The organism is Leclercia sp. UBA5958 (assembly GCF_002430365.1).
In the GTDB taxonomy this organism is placed as follows: Bacteria; Pseudomonadota; Gammaproteobacteria; order Enterobacterales; family Enterobacteriaceae; genus Enterobacter; species Enterobacter pneumoniae.
Window position 1 is genome coordinate 262,207 of record NZ_DJCE01000004.1, and the last position, 19,910, is coordinate 282,116.

At 57.1% G+C, this 19,910-nt stretch carries 18 protein-coding genes and 1 tRNA gene; 13 read left to right on the forward strand and 6 right to left on the reverse strand.

Annotated features, from left to right (window positions below; all coding sequences use genetic code 11):
* Positions 1 to 35: 35 nt before the first annotated feature.
* Positions 36 to 584, reverse strand: a complete 549-nt coding sequence (locus tag B2Q93_RS05755; RefSeq protein ID WP_286932189.1) for a DsbA family protein — start codon at positions 582 to 584, stop codon at positions 36 to 38.
* A gap of 153 nt (positions 585 to 737) precedes the next feature.
* Here B2Q93_RS05755 and gss point away from each other — a divergent pair, with 153 nt between their 5' ends.
* The 10 genes from gss (at position 738) to cobT (ending at position 10,253) form a co-directional block, all read left to right on the forward strand.
* Positions 738 to 2,600, forward strand: a complete 1,863-nt coding sequence (gene gss / locus B2Q93_RS05760) for a bifunctional glutathionylspermidine amidase/synthase (protein ID WP_040074037.1) — start codon at positions 738 to 740, stop codon at positions 2,598 to 2,600.
* Between the two features lie 96 nt (positions 2,601 to 2,696).
* On the forward strand, positions 2,697 to 3,287 hold the full coding sequence (locus B2Q93_RS05765; protein WP_414672030.1) for a peroxiredoxin: 591 nt from the start codon (positions 2,697 to 2,699) through the stop codon (positions 3,285 to 3,287).
* Between the two features lie 19 nt (positions 3,288 to 3,306).
* Positions 3,307 to 4,539, forward strand: a complete 1,233-nt coding sequence (locus tag B2Q93_RS05770) for a protein-disulfide reductase DsbD family protein (protein WP_286932191.1) — start codon at positions 3,307 to 3,309, stop codon at positions 4,537 to 4,539.
* A gap of 20 nt (positions 4,540 to 4,559) precedes the next feature.
* Entirely contained in the window at positions 4,560 to 5,117 is a 558-nt protein-coding gene (locus tag B2Q93_RS05775) for a sigma-70 family RNA polymerase sigma factor (protein WP_286932371.1), read from the forward strand.
* Entirely contained in the window at positions 5,104 to 5,733 is a 630-nt protein-coding gene (locus B2Q93_RS05780) for an NrsF family protein (protein WP_286932194.1), read from the forward strand. Before B2Q93_RS05775 ends, B2Q93_RS05780 begins: the two co-directional genes overlap by 14 nt.
* Positions 5,734 to 5,765: 32 nt before the next feature.
* On the forward strand, positions 5,766 to 7,283 hold the full coding sequence (locus B2Q93_RS05785) for a cobyric acid synthase (RefSeq protein WP_286932195.1): 1,518 nt from the start codon (positions 5,766 to 5,768) through the stop codon (positions 7,281 to 7,283).
* Entirely contained in the window at positions 7,280 to 7,825 is a 546-nt protein-coding gene (gene cobU / locus B2Q93_RS05790; protein ID WP_040074044.1) for a bifunctional adenosylcobinamide kinase/adenosylcobinamide-phosphate guanylyltransferase, read from the forward strand. The genes B2Q93_RS05785 and cobU overlap by 4 nt, the downstream gene beginning before the upstream one ends.
* A complete protein-coding gene (gene cobS / locus B2Q93_RS05795; protein WP_286932198.1) occupies positions 7,822 to 8,580 on the forward strand; it encodes an adenosylcobinamide-GDP ribazoletransferase in 759 nt (252 codons plus the stop codon). Before cobU ends, cobS begins: the two co-directional genes overlap by 4 nt.
* A gap of 3 nt (positions 8,581 to 8,583) precedes the next feature.
* Entirely contained in the window at positions 8,584 to 9,192 is a 609-nt protein-coding gene (locus B2Q93_RS05800; protein ID WP_286791400.1) for an adenosylcobalamin/alpha-ribazole phosphatase, read from the forward strand.
* An 11-nt stretch (positions 9,193 to 9,203) separates the two neighbouring features.
* Positions 9,204 to 10,253 carry a nicotinate-nucleotide--dimethylbenzimidazole phosphoribosyltransferase gene (gene cobT / locus B2Q93_RS05805; RefSeq protein WP_286932201.1) on the forward strand — a complete coding sequence of 350 codons (1,050 nt, stop codon included), beginning with the start codon at positions 9,204 to 9,206 and terminating at the stop codon, positions 10,251 to 10,253.
* Here the strand turns inward: cobT and B2Q93_RS05810 are convergent.
* Together B2Q93_RS05810 and B2Q93_RS05815 are read right to left on the reverse strand one after the other, a co-directional pair.
* Entirely contained in the window at positions 10,243 to 10,866 is a 624-nt protein-coding gene (locus B2Q93_RS05810; protein WP_040074049.1) for a DUF2238 domain-containing protein, read from the reverse strand. The genes cobT and B2Q93_RS05810 overlap by 11 nt on opposite strands.
* A 115-nt stretch (positions 10,867 to 10,981) precedes the next feature.
* Positions 10,982 to 14,014, reverse strand: a complete 3,033-nt coding sequence (locus B2Q93_RS05815; protein WP_286932203.1) for an autotransporter outer membrane beta-barrel domain-containing protein — start codon at positions 14,012 to 14,014, stop codon at positions 10,982 to 10,984.
* A gap of 291 nt (positions 14,015 to 14,305) precedes the next feature.
* Between B2Q93_RS05815 and B2Q93_RS05820 the strand changes: the two genes are divergently transcribed.
* Together B2Q93_RS05820 and B2Q93_RS05825 are read left to right on the forward strand one after the other, a co-directional pair.
* A complete protein-coding gene (locus B2Q93_RS05820; RefSeq protein WP_349679651.1) occupies positions 14,306 to 15,043 on the forward strand; it encodes an alpha/beta hydrolase in 738 nt (245 codons plus the stop codon).
* An 81-nt stretch (positions 15,044 to 15,124) separates the two neighbouring features.
* The gene (locus B2Q93_RS05825) at positions 15,125 to 15,844 is read left to right on the forward strand and encodes a GntR family transcriptional regulator (RefSeq protein WP_040074053.1); all 720 of its coding nucleotides are present in this window, start codon (positions 15,125 to 15,127) and stop codon (positions 15,842 to 15,844) included.
* Here B2Q93_RS05825 and B2Q93_RS05830 read toward each other — a convergent pair.
* Positions 15,832 to 17,031 (reverse strand): enolase C-terminal domain-like protein, encoded by a 1,200-nt coding sequence (locus tag B2Q93_RS05830; protein ID WP_046886032.1) that lies wholly within the window; start codon positions 17,029 to 17,031, stop codon positions 15,832 to 15,834. The two genes, B2Q93_RS05825 and B2Q93_RS05830, sit on opposite strands and share 13 nt — an antisense overlap.
* A 274-nt stretch (positions 17,032 to 17,305) precedes the next feature.
* Between B2Q93_RS05830 and B2Q93_RS05835 the strand changes: the two genes are divergently transcribed.
* Positions 17,306 to 18,682: a PTS transporter subunit EIIC gene (locus B2Q93_RS05835; RefSeq protein WP_040074055.1), complete on the forward strand. Its 1,377-nt coding sequence runs from the start codon at positions 17,306 to 17,308 to the stop codon at positions 18,680 to 18,682.
* A gap of 80 nt (positions 18,683 to 18,762) precedes the next feature.
* On the opposite strand, the gene B2Q93_RS05840 is transcribed toward B2Q93_RS05835, so the two are convergent.
* Together B2Q93_RS05840 and B2Q93_RS05845 are read right to left on the reverse strand one after the other, a co-directional pair.
* Positions 18,763 to 19,326 carry a fimbrial protein gene (locus B2Q93_RS05840; RefSeq protein WP_046886034.1) on the reverse strand — a complete coding sequence of 188 codons (564 nt, stop codon included), beginning with the start codon at positions 19,324 to 19,326 and terminating at the stop codon, positions 18,763 to 18,765.
* A 430-nt stretch (positions 19,327 to 19,756) separates the two neighbouring features.
* A tRNA-Phe gene (locus tag B2Q93_RS05845) sits at positions 19,757 to 19,832 on the reverse strand.
* Positions 19,833 to 19,910: the final 78 nt, after the last annotated feature.

Genomic DNA, 19,910 nt, shown 5'->3' on the forward strand with positions numbered 1-19,910 from the left:
CCACTCTCTCTCGCTCGGGCGAGAGCGGGTGGCGTTTATCCCAGCAGTCGCTTCACCCATACCGCAACCTCGTCGCCGCTGCCCAAATCGGGCTGCACGAGACCATCGACCATAAAGGTTGGGGAGACATGGGTCCCATTCTGACGTGCATATTTACAGTGCCACTTAATTTCCGTTTGCAGTTCCGGGCGCGCAAAGGCGTCGGCAAGCTGCACTCCGCTGTAACGCTCGATGCGTGCGATAATCTCCTCAGGTGTAGCCTGCATATTCGGTCCGCTACAGTGGTCGGTAAATTCAAACTCTTCCCGGCGATCGGCCACCGCCTGCATCACCTTGTGTGCCGCCGCTTTCCCCTCGGGCAGCGTCGACGCCGCCAGAATGCAGCGCACAATCACGCCGGAAAAGAGATGCCAGGGCTGCGACTGTAAACGGATTTTGACGGTGATCTTATCCTCGCCAGCCTGTTCCAGCAGGGCGTTTAATTTATTAAAGGCCTTGACCGAAAACGGGCAGGTCGGTTCCAGGAACACTTCAAAGATGCGTGGGCCGTGACCCCACTCCAGCGGCTGCGCCTGTACGCTCATATTGACTCCTGTGTTGTCTGTTTTTCGTTATTGCTGCGGCGAATAATTTGCCACGCGGGTGTATGATAAATCCACCTCTGTCAGGTTAATTACAACGTGCAGACGACGACAACCCCCTAAAAAATTGCCGCCTGCCTTTATTAGGTTGGAAACATGCGTAAAGGAACGTTAAGCAGTGATGCGCCATTCGGGACATTATTAGGCTATGCGCCGGGAGGCGTGGCGATCTACTCCTCGAATTACAGCTCTCTCGATCCGCGAAATTATCCGGAAGATGCCGATTTTCGCAGCTATACCGGCAATGAATATATGGGGCACAAGTGGCAGTGCGTTGAGTTTGCCCGCCGCTTCCTGTTCCTGAATTACGGCTTTGTCTTTACCGACGTGCGCATGGCGTGGGAGATCTTTTCTTTACGCTTTGTTCGTCAGGTGGTGAATGACGATATCCTGCCTCTGCAGGCCTTTGCTAACGGATCGCAGCGCGCGCCGGAGGCGGGGGCTTTGCTTATCTGGCAAAAGGGCGGTGAGTTCCACGAAACCGGCCACGTGGCCGTCATCACGCAACGGCTGGGTGATAAGGTGCGCATTGCGGAGCAGAATGTCATTCACTCTCCGCTGCCGCTGGGACAGCAGTGGACGCGCGAACTCAGAATGAGCGTGGAGAACGGCTGCTACCGGCTCCATGACACCTTCAGCGACACCGAAATTCTGGGCTGGATGATCCAGACCAGCGACACCGAACACAGCCTTCCGCAGCCTGAAGTCAACGGCGAACTGCTAAATATTCGCGGCGCGCGGCTGAAAAACAACCGCCAGTTTGATGGCAAATGGCTCAATGAGAACGATGCGCTGCAGCAGGCCTACGTGCGTGCCAACGGCCATTTTATCAATCACGATCCCTGCCACTATTTCACCATCACCGAAAGCGCCGAGCAGGAGTTGATCAAAGCGACCAACGAGCTGCACCTGATGTATCTGCATGCCACCGACAAGGTGCTGAAAGATGACAACTTACTGGCGCTTTTCGACATTCCGAAAATTCTCTGGCCGCGCCTGCGTCTCTCCTGGCAGTGGCGTCGTCACCATATGATTACCGGCCGCATGGATTTCTGCATGGATGAGCGCGGCATCAAGGTCTATGAGTACAACGCCGACTCCGCCTCGTGCCACACCGAAGGTGGCCTGATCCTGGAAGAGTGGGTGAAAAACGGCTATCGCGGCGGCGGACATAACCCGGCGGAAGGGTTACTGGAAGAGCTGTCCGGCGCCTGGAAGCACAGCCAGGCGCGCCCCTTTGTGCACATCATGCAGGACAACGATGTGGAGGAGGATTACCACGCGCTCTTTATTCAGCGTTCGCTGCTTCAGGCCGGGTTTGAAACCAAAATCCTGCATGGGCTGGGGGCGTTAAGCTGGGATGCGGCGGGCCAATTAATTGATGATGAAGGGCGGCTGGTTAACTGCGTCTGGAAAACCTGGGCGTGGGAGACGGCCATCGAGCAGATCCGCGAAGTCAGTGAAACCGAGTACGCGGCGGTTCCTATCCGTACCGGCCACCCGCAAAACGAGGTGCGCTTAATCGATGTGTTGCTGCGCCCGGAAGTGTTGGTCTTTGAACCCTTATGGACGGTGATCCCCGGCAACAAAGCCATTTTGCCGGTGCTGTGGCAGCTCTTCCCTCACCATCGCTACCTGCTGGATACCGATTTTGAGGTCAACGCACTACTTAGCCAGACCGGGTATGCCGTGAAGCCTATCGCCGGGCGCTGCGGCAGCAATATCGATCTCATCAGCCCGCAGGAGGAGCTACTGGATAAATCGAGCGGCAAGTTTGTCGATCGCAAAAATATTTACCAGCAGCTGTGGTGTTTGCCGAAGGTGGACGAGAAGTATATCCAGGTCTGTACCTTTACCGTCGGCGGCAATTACGGCGGTACCTGCCTGCGCGGTGATACTTCGCTGGTGATTAAGAAAGAGAGCGATATCGAACCGTTAATGGTGGAAAAAGATCGGTAGCCTCCACCCATCCTGATGCTGCCTTCCCCTCCGCAAGCGACCCTTGCGGATTTTTTTTATCGGCGAGCGAAACCTTCGGGCCTTAACGTGCGAACTATGATTCATAAAGTACGTTTTTTCCTGATGGAGCTGACCATGAAACTGTTTAACACCCTCTCTGCTGCTGCGGTACTGACCTTTTCCCTCTTCACCCTGAATGCCAACGCGGCGCTCGAGGTGGGGGATAACGCGCCCAATTTCAGCCTGAAAGGGGCGCTGGGGGGCAAGCCGCTCACCTTCTCGCTTCAGCAGGCATTACAGAAAGGCCCGGTGGTGCTCTACTTCTTCCCGGCAGCCTTTACCAAAGGCTGCACCCTGGAGGCACATGCTTTCGCCGAAGCGAGCGATGATTTTAAAAAGCTGGGGGCGACCGTGGTTGGGGTCACCGCCGGGAATGTCGATCAGGTGGATGAGTTCTCGAAGCTGGAGTGCCGTGATAAATTTGCCGTGGCCGCCGATCCCGGCGCGAAAGTGGCGGGCGAGTACAAAACGCTGATGCAGATGAACGGTAAAACGGTCTCTGACCGCACCTCCTACGTCATCGCCCCCGACGGTAAAATTCTGATGAGCTATACCGACCGTAACCCTGACCAGCATATCCAGAAGTCCATGGATGCCGTGAAGCAATACGCGAACACACATTCATAATTCAGTTTCGGGGCCCGCTATGTTAACCGCCATTCTGGCCGCCTTCGCCGGCGGCATTATCCTCAATTTTATGCCGTGCGTTTTTCCGGTGATTTCGCTGAAGGCGCTGGGGCTGTTGCGACATCAGGGAGACCGGGCCAGCGCCCGCACCGAAGGGCTCGGTTTTTTACTGGGCGTGATTTTTACCATGCTGGCGCTGGCCGCCGTGTTGCTGGCGTTGCGCGCTGGCGGTACCGCCGTGGGTTGGGGCTTTCAGCTGCAATCTCCACTGGTCATTACCGCGCTGGCGCTGATTATCCTCGGCGCGGCGCTGAACCTGCTGGGGGTGTTTGAGGTGGGATTATTCCTGCAGCGGGCGGGGGAAATCTCAGGCGGGCGCGGGGCATTTACCCGTTCGGCGTTAACCGGCGCGTTGGCGATTGTGGTCGCTACGCCATGCTCAGCCCCCTTTATGGCGGGTGCAGTAGGGTATGCGCTGGTGCAGCCGCCGGCGGTTTCGCTGGTTATCTTCCTTTCGCTGGCGCTGGGGTTCGCCGCCCCCTTTACCCTGATTTCGCTCTTCCCGGCGATCGCCGCTCGCCTGCCCAGACCGGGCGCCTGGATGGATATCCTCAAGCGCGGGCTGGCGTTTCCGATGTTTGGCGCCTTTGCCTGGCTGGTGTGGGTATTAGCGCAACAGGCGGGAACCACCGCACTGGCGGCAATGCTGGCTTGTGCCGTGGTGGTGAGCTTCACCGCGTGGCTGTATGGTATGGCCCAGCACAGACGTTTCGCCGGCCGTTCGTATAAAGTGCTGCTGGCGGTGACGGTGGTGCTCTTCGTGGCGGCGATTACGCCCCTGCCGGGCATCATGCAGACGCAGTCCGTTACGGCAGAACCGGCCGTTGCGAGCCAGGTCGCGCCGGTGAAGTGGTCGCCGCAAACGGTGGCAGAGATGCGCGGCCACGGCAAAGCTATCTTTGTGAACTTTACCGCCTCGTGGTGCATCACCTGTCAGGTGAACGATCGCACCTCGCTCTCTACCGCGGCGGTGAAGCAGGCGCTGTCGCGCACTGGCACTATTTATATGGTGGCGGACTCCACCAAATTTAACGCCGATATCGACGATGCCATGACGGCCTTCGGGCAGGGCGGGCTGCCGCTGTACGTGGTCTATCCGGCCGACGGTAGCGAACCTAAGGTGCTGCCGCAGGTGCTAACCCCGTCGATTGTGGTGAACGCCCTCGATCGGGCGGCCGGTAAAAAAGCGTGAGGTAATTCGCATGGCGAATGATGGATAGCAATCTGGCTCCGCGCGAGACCTGGCCCGGGCTGATGGCGCGTGCGCAGGCCGGGGATCGCCACGCCTATTCCCTGCTGCTCCGGGCCCTGGTGCCGGTGATTCGGGCGCTGGTCCGTAAGCAGATTGCCGATCCTGTGCTGATCGATGATGTGATTCAGGAGGTGCTGCTCACCGTGCATCGGGTGCGTCATACCTACGATCCGGCTTGCCCCTTTTTACCCTGGTTGATGGCGATCGCGCAGGCGCGTGCCGTGGATGCGTTACGCCAGCGCGGACGACGACAGCGGCGGGAAAGCGACGATGAGCCGCTGGCGGAAGGGGCCTGGACCGGGAATATCGGGCAACAAGAAACCGAAGAGGAGCTGGCGTTGATTTTAGACCAGCTTCCGGCGCGACAGCGCCAGATTGTGGAGCATATCCACCTGCAGGAGATGAGCCTCGCCGAGGCCGCCGCACGGCATAACCTGACTATTTCGGCGGTCAAATCTCTCCTGCACAGAGCCTTAACCAATCTTCGCCGGATGGGAGCGAACCATGGCCGATCATGATCTCTTAATTAAACAATTGAGCCGCGAGGCGACGCCCGTGACGCGCCCGCAGGCCCGCAATCTGCGGGTGCTCACCTGGATGCTGCTGGCGCTCCCCTGCGCAGGATTAAGCAGCCTACTGGTCAACCGTGCCGCCACCGACTGGTCTGCAGCGGGAGCCTGGCTGGCGGTGGTGCAACTCTCTCTCGCTTTCCTGGTAGGGGGGATGGCGATTGCGAATGCTTTCACCCTGAGTATTGCCGGGCGCAAGCCGCTGAGCTGGCGCTGGTTTGCGCTGCCCCTGCTGCTATGGGCCATAGGGGCGCTGTTCAGCCTCAATTCATCGCCTCCTGCCGGGCATCACAGCGGTGAAGTGAACTGCTATGCCTTTATGCTCACGGTCAGCGCCCCGATGGTGGTGATTGTCATTGCGTATCTGCGCCGCACCCGGTCGCTCTATCCTCTGCGCACCCTGGCGACCGCCGGGGCCGGGGTCGCCAGCATGGCGCTGACGCTGCTCACCTTATGCCACCCCGTTGAGATACACCCGATGGATTTTCTGCTGCATATTGCCGCCATCCTCACCATTGTCAGCGCAACGATAGTGTTGGGCTGGAGGCATGTAGTGATAAGCTGAATACCTCTCAGTGAAGGTATTCAGGAGAAGTAATGACGCAGGCAATCATGCTGCAGGGCACCGCCTCGGACGTGGGAAAAAGCGTGCTGGTGGCCGGGCTGTGCCGGATCCTCCATCAGGATGGCTGGCGCACCGCCCCCTTTAAATCACAAAACATGGCGCTCAACTCCGGCATCACCCCTGACGGTAAAGAGATGGGGCGGGCGCAGATCATGCAGGCTGAAGCGGCGGGGATCCCCCCGGATGTGCGTATGAACCCCATTTTGCTGAAACCCACCTCTGACTGCCAGGCGCAGGTAGTGCTGATGGGCGAGGTGCTGCGCGATATGGATGCCGTTCGCTACCACGATTTCAAACCCCGGCTTCGCGAGCAGATTGCCGCGGTGTACCAGAGCCTGGCGCAGGAGTACGACCGGCTGGTGCTGGAAGGGGCGGGCAGCCCGGCAGAGATCAACCTGCGCGACCGGGATATCGTCAATATGGGCATGGCCGAGATTGCCCGCTGTCCGGTGATCCTCGTGGCCGATATCGATCGCGGCGGCGTCTTTGCGGCGATCTACGGCACCCTGGCCCTGTTGCAGGAGCATGAGCGCTGGCGGGTGAAAGGGGTCATCATCAATAAATTTCGCGGCGATGTGTCGCTGCTGACTCCTGGGCTGCGTCAGATTGAGGCGCTCACCGGCGTGCCGGTTCTGGGCGTGCTGCCCTGGCTGGAGCTTGATCTGGAAGAGGAAGATAGCGTGGTGTTACAACGCCGCGCCATGCAGCAGGGGCAGCGCAGCGTCGATATCGCCGTGGTGCAACTGCCCTACATGTCCAATTTCACCGACTTTAATGCCCTTTCCGCGCAGCCGGACGTGCGGGTGCGCTATGTCCGCGATCCGCACCAGCTTGCAGGCGCAGATCTGATTATCCTGCCGGGTAGCAAAAGTACATTGCAGGATCTCACCTGGCTGCGGGAGAGCGCGATGGCGCAGGCGCTGCGGGTGCAACACCGGAACGGCGTGCCGCTACTGGGGATCTGCGGCGGATATCAGATGCTAGGCAACACCCTGATAGATGAGGTGGAGTCCGGCCTCGGTACGCTGCCAGGGCTGGGGTTGCTGGAGACCGTCACCCGTTTCGCCCCACTTAAAACCACTACCCTGGTCGATGCCAGACTGGCTGAACTTCCCGGCTGGCTGGCCAGCGCTTCAGGCTTGACGCTGCGCGGCTACGAAATCCATATGGGACAAACCACCCTGGCTACCGGCGCGCAGCCGGCCCTGTACCTGCAAAAAAATGGTCAGCCCGTCGCCGACGGCGCGGTGAGCGACGATGGTCTGGTCTGGGGTACCTATCTGCACGGTCTGTTCGACAACGACATCTTTACCCGTACCCTGGTGGACAGCCTGCGGGTGCGAAAAGGACTCGCCCCCCTGGAAACCTTGCCAGACTACGCGGCCTATAAAGCGCAGCAGTTTGACAAGCTGGCGGCGAGCATGCGCCAGCATCTCGATCTACAGAGCATTTACCGGATTATGCGCGAGCATCAGGAGCCGATGGCATGATTTTAGTTACGGGCGGGGCGCGCAGCGGCAAAAGCGCGCAGGTTGAAAAGCTGGTTGCCGGACAGTGTCAGCAGGTGCTCTATATCGCGACCTCCGTCGTGACGGACGAGGAGATGGCTCGCCGCATTGCGCAGCATCAGGCGCAGCGCCCCGCGCACTGGCGCACCTGGGAGGGATACCGTGCGCTCGATCGGGTGCTACGCGAACAGGTGCAGCCGGGAGAAGGGGTGGTGCTGGAGTGCATCACCACCTGGCTCGCTAACTTGTTGTACGAGGCCTCCGGCGGTGCCGACCCGGATACGCTCGATTTCGCGCCGCTGGAGATCTGGCTGCAGGAGCAGGTGGACGCGCTGATTGCCGCCTGCCAGCACACTGCGGCACCGGTATTTATTGTTACCAATGAGCTGGGGATGAGCATCACCCCGGAAAATCGCCTCGCGCGTCACTTTGTCGATATCGCCGGGCGGGCCAACCAGAAGCTGGCCCGGGCCGCAGACGACGTATGGCTGATGGTCTCAGGGATTGGAGTCAAAATTAAATGAAGCTGAATTTACTCTGGGCCACGCTGCGGCTAATGACCCGTTTCCCGGTGCCGGATAAGTGGGCCGATGGCGTCGAGTTTCGCCAGCTCGGGCGCGGCGTGCCCTATTTCCCGCTGGTGGGGCTGTTTGTCGGCGTGGTGGCCGCGCTGGCCGCGTTGCTGGTGAGCCAGACGGGCGGCGGCATTTACCTGGGGGCCGCCGTCTGGGCGCTGGCGATGGCCCTGCTGACGGGCGGCTTCCATCTCGACGGGCTGGCCGATACCTGCGACGGGATCTTCTCTGCCCGTAGCCGGGAGCGGATGCTGGCGATCATGAAGGACAGCCGCCTCGGCACCTTTGGCGGGCTGGCGCTGATCTTCTGCATTCTGCTCAAGGTGATGGCGGTGACGGGCTTATCCTCTCGCCCCCCTGCGGAGCTCTTCGCGCTGCTGGTCTGCACGCCGGTTGTCTCACGGGCAGGGCTGGTGCTGGGGATGTATGGTCAGCGCTATGCCCGGGAAGGCGAGGGGCTGGGTACGCTGTATATTGGCGGCATTCTGTTTCACGAAGCGGCGATAACGCTGCTCATCGGCGCGCTTATCGTGGTGGCACTGACCGGACTCCACGGCGTGGTGGCGATGCTGGTCACCTGGGGGCTGATGGCGTGCCTGGTGCGCTATTTGCGTACCCGTTTAGGCGGCCAGACCGGCGATACTCTTGGCGCGCTGGCAGAAACCGGCGAGACGCTGTTTCTGCTGGCCCTGATGTGGAGCTAAACCATGCGCCTGGTTCTGGTACGTCACGGGCAAACCGCAGCCAATGAGAGCGGCCTCTTTTACGGCAGCACCGACCTGCCATTAACCGATAAAGGCATTGAGCAGGGGCGGCGAGTGGGGGAGTGTCTGGCGACGCTCACCTTCGGGCAAATTCACTGCAGCCAGCTTCAGCGCGCGCAGCAAACCGCCCGGCTGGTGGTGCCCAACGGCATTATCACTAACAGCGATCCCCGGCTCAACGAGATGCACTTCGGTAGCTGGGAGATGCGCCACCACAGCAGCATTGCCGAAGAGGAACCCCAGGCGTGGCAGCGCTGGGTGGATGACTGGCAGAACGTCACCCCCGGCGGCGGTGAGCCCTTTGCCGAATTTGCCGGGCGGGTAAAAAGCGTTGCCGACGAGCTGGCGCAACAACAGGAAGACGGCGACAGCCTGGTCGTCGCTCATCAGGGAGTATTAAGCCTGATGCTGGCCCACTGGCTACGTATGCCGGCAGAGGCGATGTGGCACTTTCCGTTTCAGCAGGGCAGCTGGACGATGGTGGAAAATCGCGGTGGGTTTATGATCTTACGCCACTTTAATCATCAAAGTCCCTTCCGTTCAGAACAGTGAGAATAACACCCATGCAGAGCATAGAAGCGCTGGTGGCGGCGATCGCCCCGCTGGACGCAGAGAAAATGGCGCAGGCCGCGCAGCACATTGATGGTCTGGTGAAGCCGCTGAATAGCCTTGGCAGGCTGGAGGCGCTGGCTATTCAACTGGCGGGTATGCGGGGGCTGCCGCCGCTGGGCGATCTGGCCAAAGAGATTATCGTGATGTGCGCCGACCACGGTGTCTATCAGGAGGGGGTGGCGCTGGCTCCGCAAGCGGTCACCCGTCTTCAGGCGCAGAATATGCTCAATGGCTCCTCTGGCGTCTGCGTGCTGGCGAAAAGCAACCAGACGACAGTGCTGCCGGTGGATGTGGGCATTAACGGCGACCCCATTGACGGGATGCTCAGCCTGAAAGTGGCGCGGGGCAGCGATAACATCGCCGTCGGCCCGGCAATGCGTCGCGAGCAGGCGGAACAGATCCTGCTGGCGAGCGCTGAGCTGGTAAAACAGCGGGCCGCAGCGGGGATCGCGGTGTTGGGTACCGGTGAGCTGGGGATGGCGAACACCACCCCCGCCTCGGCGATGATCAGCGTCCTGTGCGGCTGCGATCCGCATGAGGTGGTGGGGCATGGTGCAAACCTGCCCCCCGAGCGGCTGCAGCACAAGGAGGCGATTGTCAGGCAGGCCATCCGCGTTAATCAGCCGGATGCCACCGATGCGCTGGACGTGCTGGCGAAGGTAGGGGGGTATGATCTTGTGGGGATGACCGGGGTTATCCTGGGGGCCGGGGCCTGCGGACTGCCGGTGGTGCTCGACGGATTTCTCTCTTACGCTTCGGCAATCGCGGCCTGCCAGATCGCGCCGGCGGTGAAACACTACTGCATCCCTTCCCATTTCTCGGCAGAGAAGGGATCGCAGCGTGCGCTGGAACATCTTGGTTTACAGCCCTATCTCTGGCTCGACCTCCGGCTTGGCGAGGGGAGCGGCGCCGCGCTGGGCATGTCGATCGTCAGCGCCGCCTGCGCCATGTATAGCCAGATGGGCGTGCTGGCGCACAGCGGCATTGACCTTAAGGCTTAACCGTCCTCATTAGCTGTCGCTGATGAGTGCGCCCGAGCAGCAGGACGGTGGTGAGCGCGCCGAGCAGGGCGCAGAACATATCCGACTGGGTATCCCAGGGATCGCCCTGGGTCCCGAGGAAATCATCCGCGCCTTGTCCCATCGCCAGCGCCGCCCACCACTCGATCAGCTCATAGGTGGCGCTAATGGCCAGCGCAATGCAGCAGACCAGAAACGCGGTCATTTTGCGCCCCTGAACGTAATGACCGCGCAGCAAGATCTCCCGCGCGGCCAGGGCCGGCACCAGCCCCTGGAAGAAGTGACCCAGTTTGTCGTAGGGGTTGCGGCTGAGGTCAAACAGCGCCTGCACCTCAAAACCGATGGGCACTTTGGCATAGGTGTACATCCCGCCGACCATCAAAATGAGGGCGTGGAAGAAAATCAGAATGTAGAGCAGCGGGGTTAAGGGATAGCGCTGATGGGTTGCCAGCAGTAGAGGCACAACGATCACCACCGGCGTGACTTCCATCAGCCAGGTGATACGGTCGCCGGTATAGACACCGGTGTAGATCAGGACAAGCAGCAGGATCAACGCGCCGCCTTTTAATGCCGGGGAGAGCGTGGTTGCAGTCATAGCATTCTACTTATTGAAAAATGACTACTATCGACCTGCAGGGGTAAAAATTCAATGGCTGGCAAAGGGATAAAAAAACGGGGCCCGTAGTGGCCCCGTTTTTCAGCTGTGGTTATCAGAACATCTTACGTAAACGCAGACTGAAGGTATGCGCCTGGTAACGGTCACCGGCCTGCAGATCGTAACGGGCATCAATGCTCAGCTCGTTTGCGTCATACAGCGTGCTACCAACCGCCAGACCGGCCATATCTTCGACCGGGGCCGCGCTTTTGGTGATGAAGCTGGTTTCACCAATGGTATCTGCGGCGTAGGTTGCACGGCTGCTCATTTGACGGTTGTCATACTGGTGGATCCAGGAAACCTGTGCGAATGGCGTCAGCTTACCCAGACCGGTGTCGAAGGTTTTTTCGATGCGGGCACCGATATCACTCACCACCGATTCAGAGTGGGTGCTGCCCACGTCCAGCGCCATGCCGTTTCCGCCTGTCTCGGTATAGCCATCAACATGCTGATAACCGTAAGTCAGGCTGGCGAGCGGCGTGACGACCACGTCTGCCGGCAGGGTGATCGGGTAACCGAACTCGGTCTGCAGGGTGACGGAAGAGCCGTTAAATTTACCCTGAGCGGAGCCGGAGAAACCGGTGAACTCAGCGCGACGAACGGAGCTGTAGTTCTGACGGTTCAGCCCTGCGGAGAGGTTCAGGTACCAGGGTTCGCCGGTATAACCTGCGTAAGCAATCACACCGTAGTTATCGGCGGTAGAGGTGTTACCACTCAGGTTGTCTTTACCGTGAACAGAGGTGTTGCTGTAGTTCACCGCCGCACCCAGACGCCAGTCGTCGCCCAGCGCGCGGTCGGCGCCGAGGATCAGACCGCCGAATTTGGCGGAGTAACCGCTGATATCGCGGGTGCTGTCCTGACGGGCATAACCGCCAAACGGCTGACCCCAGACGATCCAGTTCGCGCTATAGTCGTCGCCGGTCGCCACGCCCGTGGTGCCGGAGGCCTGTGGATTGCGTACGGCATCAATGTGTGCGCCAACCACGGCCTGCGCGGTAGAGGTTGCTACCCCTGCTGCGGTGCTGGTGTTGATATTCTGACCCGGAGAAAGCTTCTCGCCCACGCGGTTGGCTTCTGCAGTGCCATCGATCGCTAAAGAGGCGTTATACAGTTCAAGCAGCTGCGGGGAAGCGATGCCAGAGTAGTTGCTCAGACCGCCCAGCGCCGCGGTTGCGGTTGGCGTGGTAGCCCAGCTGTGTTTACCTGGCTGTGCAGGTTCTGTCGGCTCAGGTTGTGATGGCTGAGTCGGTTGCGTCGGCAGAGTCGGCTCAGGTTGCGCCGGCTGAGTTGGCTGAGTGGGCTGCGTCGGCGTCGGCTGAGTCGGAGTCGGCTTCGTCGGCGTTGTCGGCAGAGTTGGGGTCGGCTTTGTCGGCGTAGTCGGTTGAGTTGGCGTCGGCTGCGTCGGCGTTGTCGGCTCAGGTTTGGTTGGGTTCGTCACCACATCCGGTTCACTGTTCTGTGGGCCCACGGTCAGCACCAGGGCTTTATTGGCATCAACCTCATACACTGAACCGTAAACCTTGCCGTTATAACCGACGGCTTTATATTTCAACGCGCTGGCGTTGTATTGCGTGTCCGCGCCCTGCGCGTTAATCACCACATAGCGCTGACCTTCAGCGAATTTGTAGGTGCTGCCGGTACGCAGTAGGTTAACGCTGGAACCCGCGTCGATGACGGCGTTGCCGCTAACGTTCAGGCGGCCGTAGCCACTGTCGCTCAGCAGGTCGAGGTCCTGGGTCGCCAGATCGGAGATCCCGGAAATCAGCGTCGCAGCGGCTTTTTGATGGTAATCGCCGGTGATGCTGATGGCGTTATTCACCTGCAGCGAGGCCGCGTCGTTCACCACGGTGCTGTTGTTGGTCAACACGTTGTCATTCAGCAACAGGGAACCGGTACCAAAGATGAGATCGGATTTGGTGGTGGTAATGGTGCCGACAGTGTTGAGCCCATCAAGGCCGGTCAGCACGCCCACGGAGTGATCGCCGCCGTTAATTTTCAGCGCGACAGGGCTACGGGATTCAATAATGCCCTTCACCATATTGGTGTTAGTCAGCGTCACGTCAGCGCTGGCATTGCCATTATTGATGTCGCTGTAAATATAGAGCGCGTAGGTCTGGCCGCTTATCACGCCGTTATTCACAATGGTCATGGCATCCGGCGTGGTATTGAAATTAATCAGGTAAATACCTGAGTAACTACCAACGATCTCGCCGTTATTAACGATACTCTTGATTGAGGTAGTGCCGGAGGTACTGTCAAAGATACCAATGCTGCCGTGGATCGTGCCATTATTCTCGAGGGTATTGATGATACCGTAGTTGTGAATGCCGCTGTTACTGGCCTCAATGGTATTATCGTTAATCAGCGTGGTGATGGTGCCATGGTTATAAACCCCTGAGCTGTCACCCATCATATCCTCAGTGGCGATCAGACTTCCGGTGTTATGCAGCGTACCGATGGAGCCGCTGTTGTAAATAGCGCCATTGTTGCCAAATCCTGGCATATTTCCCGATTCGGTTGCGATGACCCCGGCGTTATTTAAATTATCAATTCGCCCCAGGTTACTGATACCGCGTGGCCCGTTAATTGTGCCATCAACTGCGTTAGTCAGCGTGCCGATATTGCCGGCATTATCAATCGCGCCAGTATCGTAATAATTAAGGCTATAGCTGTCGGATGAAAATTCAATTTTGCCATGGTTGATGAAGTTTGAAACTACACCGGCAGAACTGACTTCAAGAATACTGCCATAGTGATAGCGATTGACGCTGGCAAGGGTGCCATTGTTAATCAGTGTACCGACATTACCATCAATTTGGGCAATATTAAGATTGCTATAAGAATTATTGTCAGCCATATCCTGAATATGGCTGTTATTAATAAGGGTTCCAACAGTAATACCCGAGTTCACCGCTAACGCCGTGGTGGGGTTACCGGTCAGTGGGTCATCAATAATGACGCTATCAGCAGAGGTCGTGATAACGAGATCGCTTGAGGCAACAGCAAAGGCGTGCGTAGTCATCAAACCCTGCGCAGCCGCGGAGGCCAGCAGCAGAGAGATCAGCTGGCTAAGGCGTTTTTTTTCCATGGTGTACCATCATAAAGTTGCAAACATTGTAAGATGCAGCTGGTCTAATCTTCGGATTAATCCGATATCATTGGTGTGGAGAATATACATTTTGTTGCCAAAAACAATAAGCGCTGCTTAATTATTTGTTATTGAAACAAAGGCCTCTTTTTTATGTGCCTTTTAATTTAACTTAGGGATTGGAATTAAATGCAGCAAAAACAAAATATATTCTTTCTGGTGCTATTGATTCATTTATCTTTTTTATTAACAGGGTGTGTTTCAGGGGATCTTAATCAGGCGGCAAATAAAATGGCTGCCCGTTCTGGTCTGATCAGCACTGATTTGCAGGCTAATCAATTTACCCTGGTTAGCTGGAGCCGAATTACCCCTCCGGTTAATTTATTGCGGGTGTACATTGAAGGGGACGGCTTTGCCTGGAGAAGTCGTACCCAGCCATCAAATAACCCCACCCCGCATAATCCGGTTGGCCTGAAACTGGCCGCCAGCGATACAGCGGCCAATGTGCTCTATCTCGCCCGGCCCTGTCAGTTTTTATCTTCGCCTCTGCCGCGCCAGTGCCAGGTAAACATGTGGACAAACGATCGTTTTTCTCCCGCGGTGATTGATGCCATGAACGAGGCGCTCGACCAGGTCGTGCAGCGCTACCCGGGCGTGCAACTCGATGTGATTGGCTACTCCGGCGGCGGAAATATTGCCGCGCTGCTGGCTGAGCGACGTCGCGATGTGCGGACTCTGCGCACCGTAGCAGGCAACCTGGATGTGGCCTTTGTGAATAGGCAGCACAAGGTCAGCCCCATGCCGCACGCGCTTAGCGCGATGGATGCAGCCGCGACCCTGCGCCACGTGCCGCAAACCCACTTCAGCGGTGAAGAGGATACGACCGTTCCACCTGCCGTCGCCGCGCGTTTTCAGCAGGCGGTGGGCGGCGATTGTGTTCGGGTTGTGCGCGTAGCAGGTATGGCGCATGGATCTGACTGGGCATCCGTCTGGCCAGCGCTGCTGGCGAAGGGGGTTCCTGCGTGTTAAGTGAAGCGTTATAAAATAACCAGGCGCAAAATGATAAACTCATCGCTCGCCGCAACGGTTGAAAATAGGCAGGGCCGAGCCATGAAAAAAAGTGAGTTTGTTACCCAGGATCTTCTGAGCAAGATTTATCAGGAGAGCACGCCTGGGCCGCGTAAACTGCCCCCTGAGCGGCAACTGGCCGAAGAGTATGGCGTGTCGCGCTTTACGATTCGTCAGGCGCTGGAAAAACTGGTGAGCATTGGCGTGGTGCGCATTGTGCAGGGCTCGGGGATCTGGATCAACGAGCATGCGCGTAACAACCCACTGATCTACAACTCGATCACCGAAAAGCGCTTTGATCAGATGCGCTACCGGATGCTCAGCCTGCATAAGCGGCGGCCTGACCGGGCGGCGCAACAGATCTTTGGCATCGCGGAAGAGAGCTTCATCTGGCACTTTTGCCGTCTGCGTTATGTCGACGATCAGCCGGTACAGCTGGAGGTTTCCAGTATGCCTGTCGCGGACTTTCCCGACCTCAATCAACAGGCGATCGAGCGTTCTATCCAGCAGTATGTGGTGAGTAAAGGTTTAACTATCTCGCACATGCTCACGACCTATCGCGCCGTGAGCGTCAGCCGTGAACAGGCCGTCATGCTGGGCTGCAAAAAAGGCAGCCCGGCAATGCATATCAATAACCGTGGGATACTGGAGGGAGGGCGCGTCTTTGAAGTCAGCGATATCATTGATATCAACTATACCTGTACCTACGTCACCCCGTGGAACCGCGATAACTTAGCCTGGCGGCAAAATCAGGGCGTGTGAATCGCGCCATCGGGCAAACGACTTTGCGTCCATTCGTGTGGGCGATAGACCACCGGATGCGCCCGCGCCAGCTCCTCATTGAACCCTACGCCAATGCCTGGCGCGACAGGGGGATAGATAAAGCCCTCTTTCGCCTCTGGCGCCCCCGGGAACACCCGATCGGTGGTGTCCGAACGCGGGATGAACTCCTGAATAGCGGCATTGTGCAGGTGAATGTTCAGATGGGTATTCACCGCCACGCCGATGGGCGTCATGTCGCCGGGGCCATGCCACGCCAGGCGTACCCCGAAGGCCTGACAGAGATGCGCCAGTTTGATAGCCGGGGTGATGCCGCCAATTTGCGAAACATGGCAGCGGATGAAGTCGATACGGCGATTCACAATCAGGTCATGCCATTCCGCCGGGTTATTAAAGAGCTCGCCCATCGCCAGCGGGACGCAGCTTTGTTGGCGAACCTGCTCCAGCCATCCGCTCTGCTGCGGCGGGAGAATATCTTCGATAAAGTAAGGCTGATAAGGCTCCAGCTGTTTCGCCAGTTGAACGGCCTGCTGAGGGAAGAGGCGCTCATGTACATCGTGCAAGAACTGGATCTTCCAGCCATATTTTTCCCGCAGGGCGCGGAACATCTCCACGGTGTTAGCCATGTACTCGTGTTGATCGAACCAGGCCCCGGGGGTAGGGTTATCAGGCGCGTGCAGGGCTGACGGCGTGCCGCCATAAAACCCTAACTGGCAGCGAATATGACGATAGCCCTGCGCCAGTAGCGTATCCACAGAGGCGAACAGCGCACCCAGCGTCTCGCCGCTGGCATGACTGTAAGCGGGGATCGCATCGCGAGATTTGCCGCCCAGCAGCTGGTAAAGCGGCATACCCGCCAGCTGGCCTTTGATATCCCACAGGGCCATGTCCACGCCAGAAATGGCGTTGTTCATTGCCGGGCCGTTACGCCAGTAGGCGTTCACGTTCATCATCTGCCACAGGTCTTCGATGTTACTGGCATCGCGGCCTATCAGCAGCGGCTTTAGATATTCATCGACCAGCGTTTTGACCGCCAGCGGACGCTGCTGGAAAGTGGCGCAGCCGTGCCCGATTACCCCCTGTTCAGTGGTAACGCGCACGGTCACCAGGTTATGTCTGTCCGGACGGGTAATAAAGCAGGCAATATCTTTAATAATCACAGGCGTCACGAAGAACTCCTTTGCGGCGACTTTGGGAATAGGTGATAGGTTTATCATCGCCCTAAAAATGTTGGCAGGTAAACCGTTTTTTTTATTATTTATTTTGGTCAGTTATTTGCGAATAAATGAATTAAAAACCGTACCAATTTTGCTAAAGCGTGGTTTTTTGGCCTCTGTTTGTAAGTAACTGTGAGGCTAGTCAACTTTTATTGGTTTGTTTTGTAAGGTGGGTTTAATTATGCTTCTGGACAACATTAAAACAACAACACCGGCAGGAGTCTTTATGGGGACGCAAGAAGCCATCAACAATATTATTCGTCTGGTCGGTGGCCAGGGGAATATAAATAAAGTCTGGCACTGCATGACGCGATTACGCTTCGATTTAATCGACGACAATAAAGTGGATCAGGCCGCCATTAAAAATCTCCCGGGCGTGCTGGGGGCTCAGCTCCAGAGCGACCAGTTTCAGGTCATTATCGGGCCAAAGGTGAATAGCTGGTATGAACAAATGCTGAAGGTGCTGGGACAGAGCACCGACAGCGCACCAGCGGAGACAAAAGGGCGCAAGAGCCTGGTCTCGATGTTTATGGATACCGTTTCCGGCGTATTTGGCCCCATCGTACCTGCCATTGCCGGCGCAGGGATGATCAAAGGGCTGCTGGCGGGTCTCATTGCGCTGAAGGTGGTTTCTGCGAAGAGCGATACCGTGATGGTTATCGATCTGATCGCCAGCGGCGTCTTTTACTTCCTGCCCTTCTTCCTGGCGGTGTCGGCGGCCAGGATCTTTAAAACGAATGAATACCTGGCGGCAGCCGTTGCGGCCTGCCTGATGTATCCTTCGCTGATTGAGGCGGCTAAAGCGCTGGCGGCGCATCAGGAAGGGGCGGTAAGCGCGCTCTGGCTGCTTAATGCTATTCCGGTATCGGTGTTTAACTACGCCTCAAGCGTTATTCCGGTCATCTTCTCGGTGCTGGCGCTGAGCTATATCCATCGCTGGGTGGATAGCATCATGCCGGATGTGCTGAAAACCGTATTTACGCCCACGCTGACGCTGTTTATTGGCGCGCTGGCCGCGCTGGTGGTGATTGGCCCCATCGGGATCTGGCTGGGTAAAGGGCTGGCCTACTTTATTGAAGGGCTGTTCGGCGTGTCGGCGAGCTTTGCCGGGTTAATCGTCGGTGCGATACGTCCGGTGGCCATTCTTACCGGCATGCACCACGCCATGACGCCCATCGCGTTACAAAACTTCAGCGACCGCGGCTACGACATGCTGATGCCAATGATGTTTATGGCTAACATGGCGATTGCCGGTGCGACCTTTGCAATCTGGCGCCTGAGCCGCGATCGTCAGGAGAAAACGGTCACGCTGTCAGCCGCGATTTCGGCCCTGTTGGGGATCACCGAGCCGGCGCTATTTGGCGTACTGACCCGCTACAAAAAAGCCTTTATCGCGGCTACGGTAGCCAGCTCGCTGGCATCGGCGTTTATCGCCTTCTTCGGAGTGCGCCTGTATGGCTACATTCTGTCGAGCATCTTTAGTTTACCCGCCTATATTGGCCCGTACTTTATGTTTGCGCTATCGGGTGTGGCTATTGCGCTGGTGCTGTCGTTTGTCATCACGACGGTGCTGGTGGGAAGAGAGCAGGCGGCAGAGAAATAGCGCGCATTGGGCTGAATGCTTTACCGATAAAACCCGATGGGTATTTAGCAAAGCCTGCCAGCGGCAGGCTTTGTTGGCTTTTAGTAGGAGATCGTGAAGACGGAGGTGCCTTTAATATCACCTGCAGTGACGCCGTTTGCCGTTTTCACGTAAGTTGCTTTGTAGCGTACCAGGGTAGGAGCGCCCGGCGTAAACGCGACCGTTTTAGTGCTTGAGCCGTCAAGTTTGATGCGGCTATTGTCATAATTGACGAGGGTGATTGCCGCATTGCGGGCTGGGTTAGTGGTAATTTCGTTGACCAGGACATTATCCATCGCAGCATTGAAGTTACCTGACATACTTACCGTCAGATTCCCCGTAAAATTACGTCCTCCGGTTTTGCAGTCCTGAATGGTATAGAACACGTCCTTCGCAAATGTCATTGAAGGGGCGTTGACTGCCAGTTTTTCAAGTTCATTCGCTCTAATATCGTCGAGCCTGACGGTATTGCTGGTTATGGCGCCGCCCGGAGTAATATTACAGGATTCAGTGTCATCGATGACAATGCCGTCAATCACAACCTGAGCCGTATTCCCTGCGGCCATAGCCGGGACGCTCATCACCGTCGCTACGGCAATAATAGCGGCTTGAATATTTTTATTCATTTACAAAATCCATATTTAATTTAATGAAAATTCCTGAGGCAAATAGAAATGATCACGCTGAAATTTCCTGGTGATACAAACTGAATTTGCTGTTCTGCTTTTTCGCAAAAATAATATTACCTTGCCCTGAGCCTGACCTGAAGTGATTTTCATAAACGGAAAGCTATTATTCCCTTAAAGGGGTGGATTAGGAATTTATTCGGCTGAGATTCATCTCGGCAATATATTTATTTTTTTTGTAGTCCTGATTAATATGTTTCATAATTAATCTGAGCCATTTCTATAAATAATATTATAAAAGGTTATTGTTTATTTTTTAGATTTGCAGGCTGAATGATTTAAGTGCTGCGGCGAATAATCGAACGAAGTTCGATGGAGAGTCCGGCTTCAGAAAGCAAAAAACCCGCCATAGGCGGGTTCTTCTGAATAGTGGTGCCCGGACTCGGAATCGAACCAAGGACACGGGGATTTTCAATCCCCTGCTCTACCGACTGAGCTATCCGGGCAACGGGCCGCATTAAACCCGATCCGCCCATTCGCGTCAACGAAATTTGTTGTTTTCGCTACAGACTGCACACTCTCTC

Excerpts from the sequence above, each read along its gene's own strand:
- B2Q93_RS05755 (WP_286932189.1), bottom strand. The coding sequence starts at position 584 with ATGAGCGTACAGGCGCAGCCGCTGGAGTGGGGTCACGGCCCACGCATC.
- gss (WP_040074037.1), top strand. The coding sequence starts at position 738 with ATGCGTAAAGGAACGTTAAGCAGTGATGCGCCATTCGGGACATTATTA.
- B2Q93_RS05765 (WP_414672030.1), top strand. The coding sequence starts at position 2,697 with ATGATTCATAAAGTACGTTTTTTCCTGATGGAGCTGACCATGAAACTG.
- B2Q93_RS05770 (WP_286932191.1), top strand. The coding sequence starts at position 3,307 with ATGTTAACCGCCATTCTGGCCGCCTTCGCCGGCGGCATTATCCTCAAT.
- B2Q93_RS05775 (WP_286932371.1), top strand. The coding sequence starts at position 4,560 with ATGGATAGCAATCTGGCTCCGCGCGAGACCTGGCCCGGGCTGATGGCG.
- B2Q93_RS05780 (WP_286932194.1), top strand. The coding sequence starts at position 5,104 with ATGGCCGATCATGATCTCTTAATTAAACAATTGAGCCGCGAGGCGACG.
- B2Q93_RS05785 (WP_286932195.1), top strand. The coding sequence starts at position 5,766 with ATGACGCAGGCAATCATGCTGCAGGGCACCGCCTCGGACGTGGGAAAA.
- cobU (WP_040074044.1), top strand. The coding sequence starts at position 7,280 with ATGATTTTAGTTACGGGCGGGGCGCGCAGCGGCAAAAGCGCGCAGGTT.
- cobS (WP_286932198.1), top strand. The coding sequence starts at position 7,822 with ATGAAGCTGAATTTACTCTGGGCCACGCTGCGGCTAATGACCCGTTTC.
- B2Q93_RS05800 (WP_286791400.1), top strand. The coding sequence starts at position 8,584 with ATGCGCCTGGTTCTGGTACGTCACGGGCAAACCGCAGCCAATGAGAGC.
- cobT (WP_286932201.1), top strand. The coding sequence starts at position 9,204 with ATGCAGAGCATAGAAGCGCTGGTGGCGGCGATCGCCCCGCTGGACGCA.
- B2Q93_RS05810 (WP_040074049.1), bottom strand. The coding sequence starts at position 10,866 with ATGACTGCAACCACGCTCTCCCCGGCATTAAAAGGCGGCGCGTTGATC.
- B2Q93_RS05815 (WP_286932203.1), bottom strand. The coding sequence starts at position 14,014 with ATGGAAAAAAAACGCCTTAGCCAGCTGATCTCTCTGCTGCTGGCCTCC.
- B2Q93_RS05820 (WP_349679651.1), top strand. The coding sequence starts at position 14,306 with ATGGCTGCCCGTTCTGGTCTGATCAGCACTGATTTGCAGGCTAATCAA.
- B2Q93_RS05825 (WP_040074053.1), top strand. The coding sequence starts at position 15,125 with ATGAAAAAAAGTGAGTTTGTTACCCAGGATCTTCTGAGCAAGATTTAT.
- B2Q93_RS05835 (WP_040074055.1), top strand. The coding sequence starts at position 17,306 with ATGGGGACGCAAGAAGCCATCAACAATATTATTCGTCTGGTCGGTGGC.
- B2Q93_RS05840 (WP_046886034.1), bottom strand. The coding sequence starts at position 19,326 with ATGAATAAAAATATTCAAGCCGCTATTATTGCCGTAGCGACGGTGATG.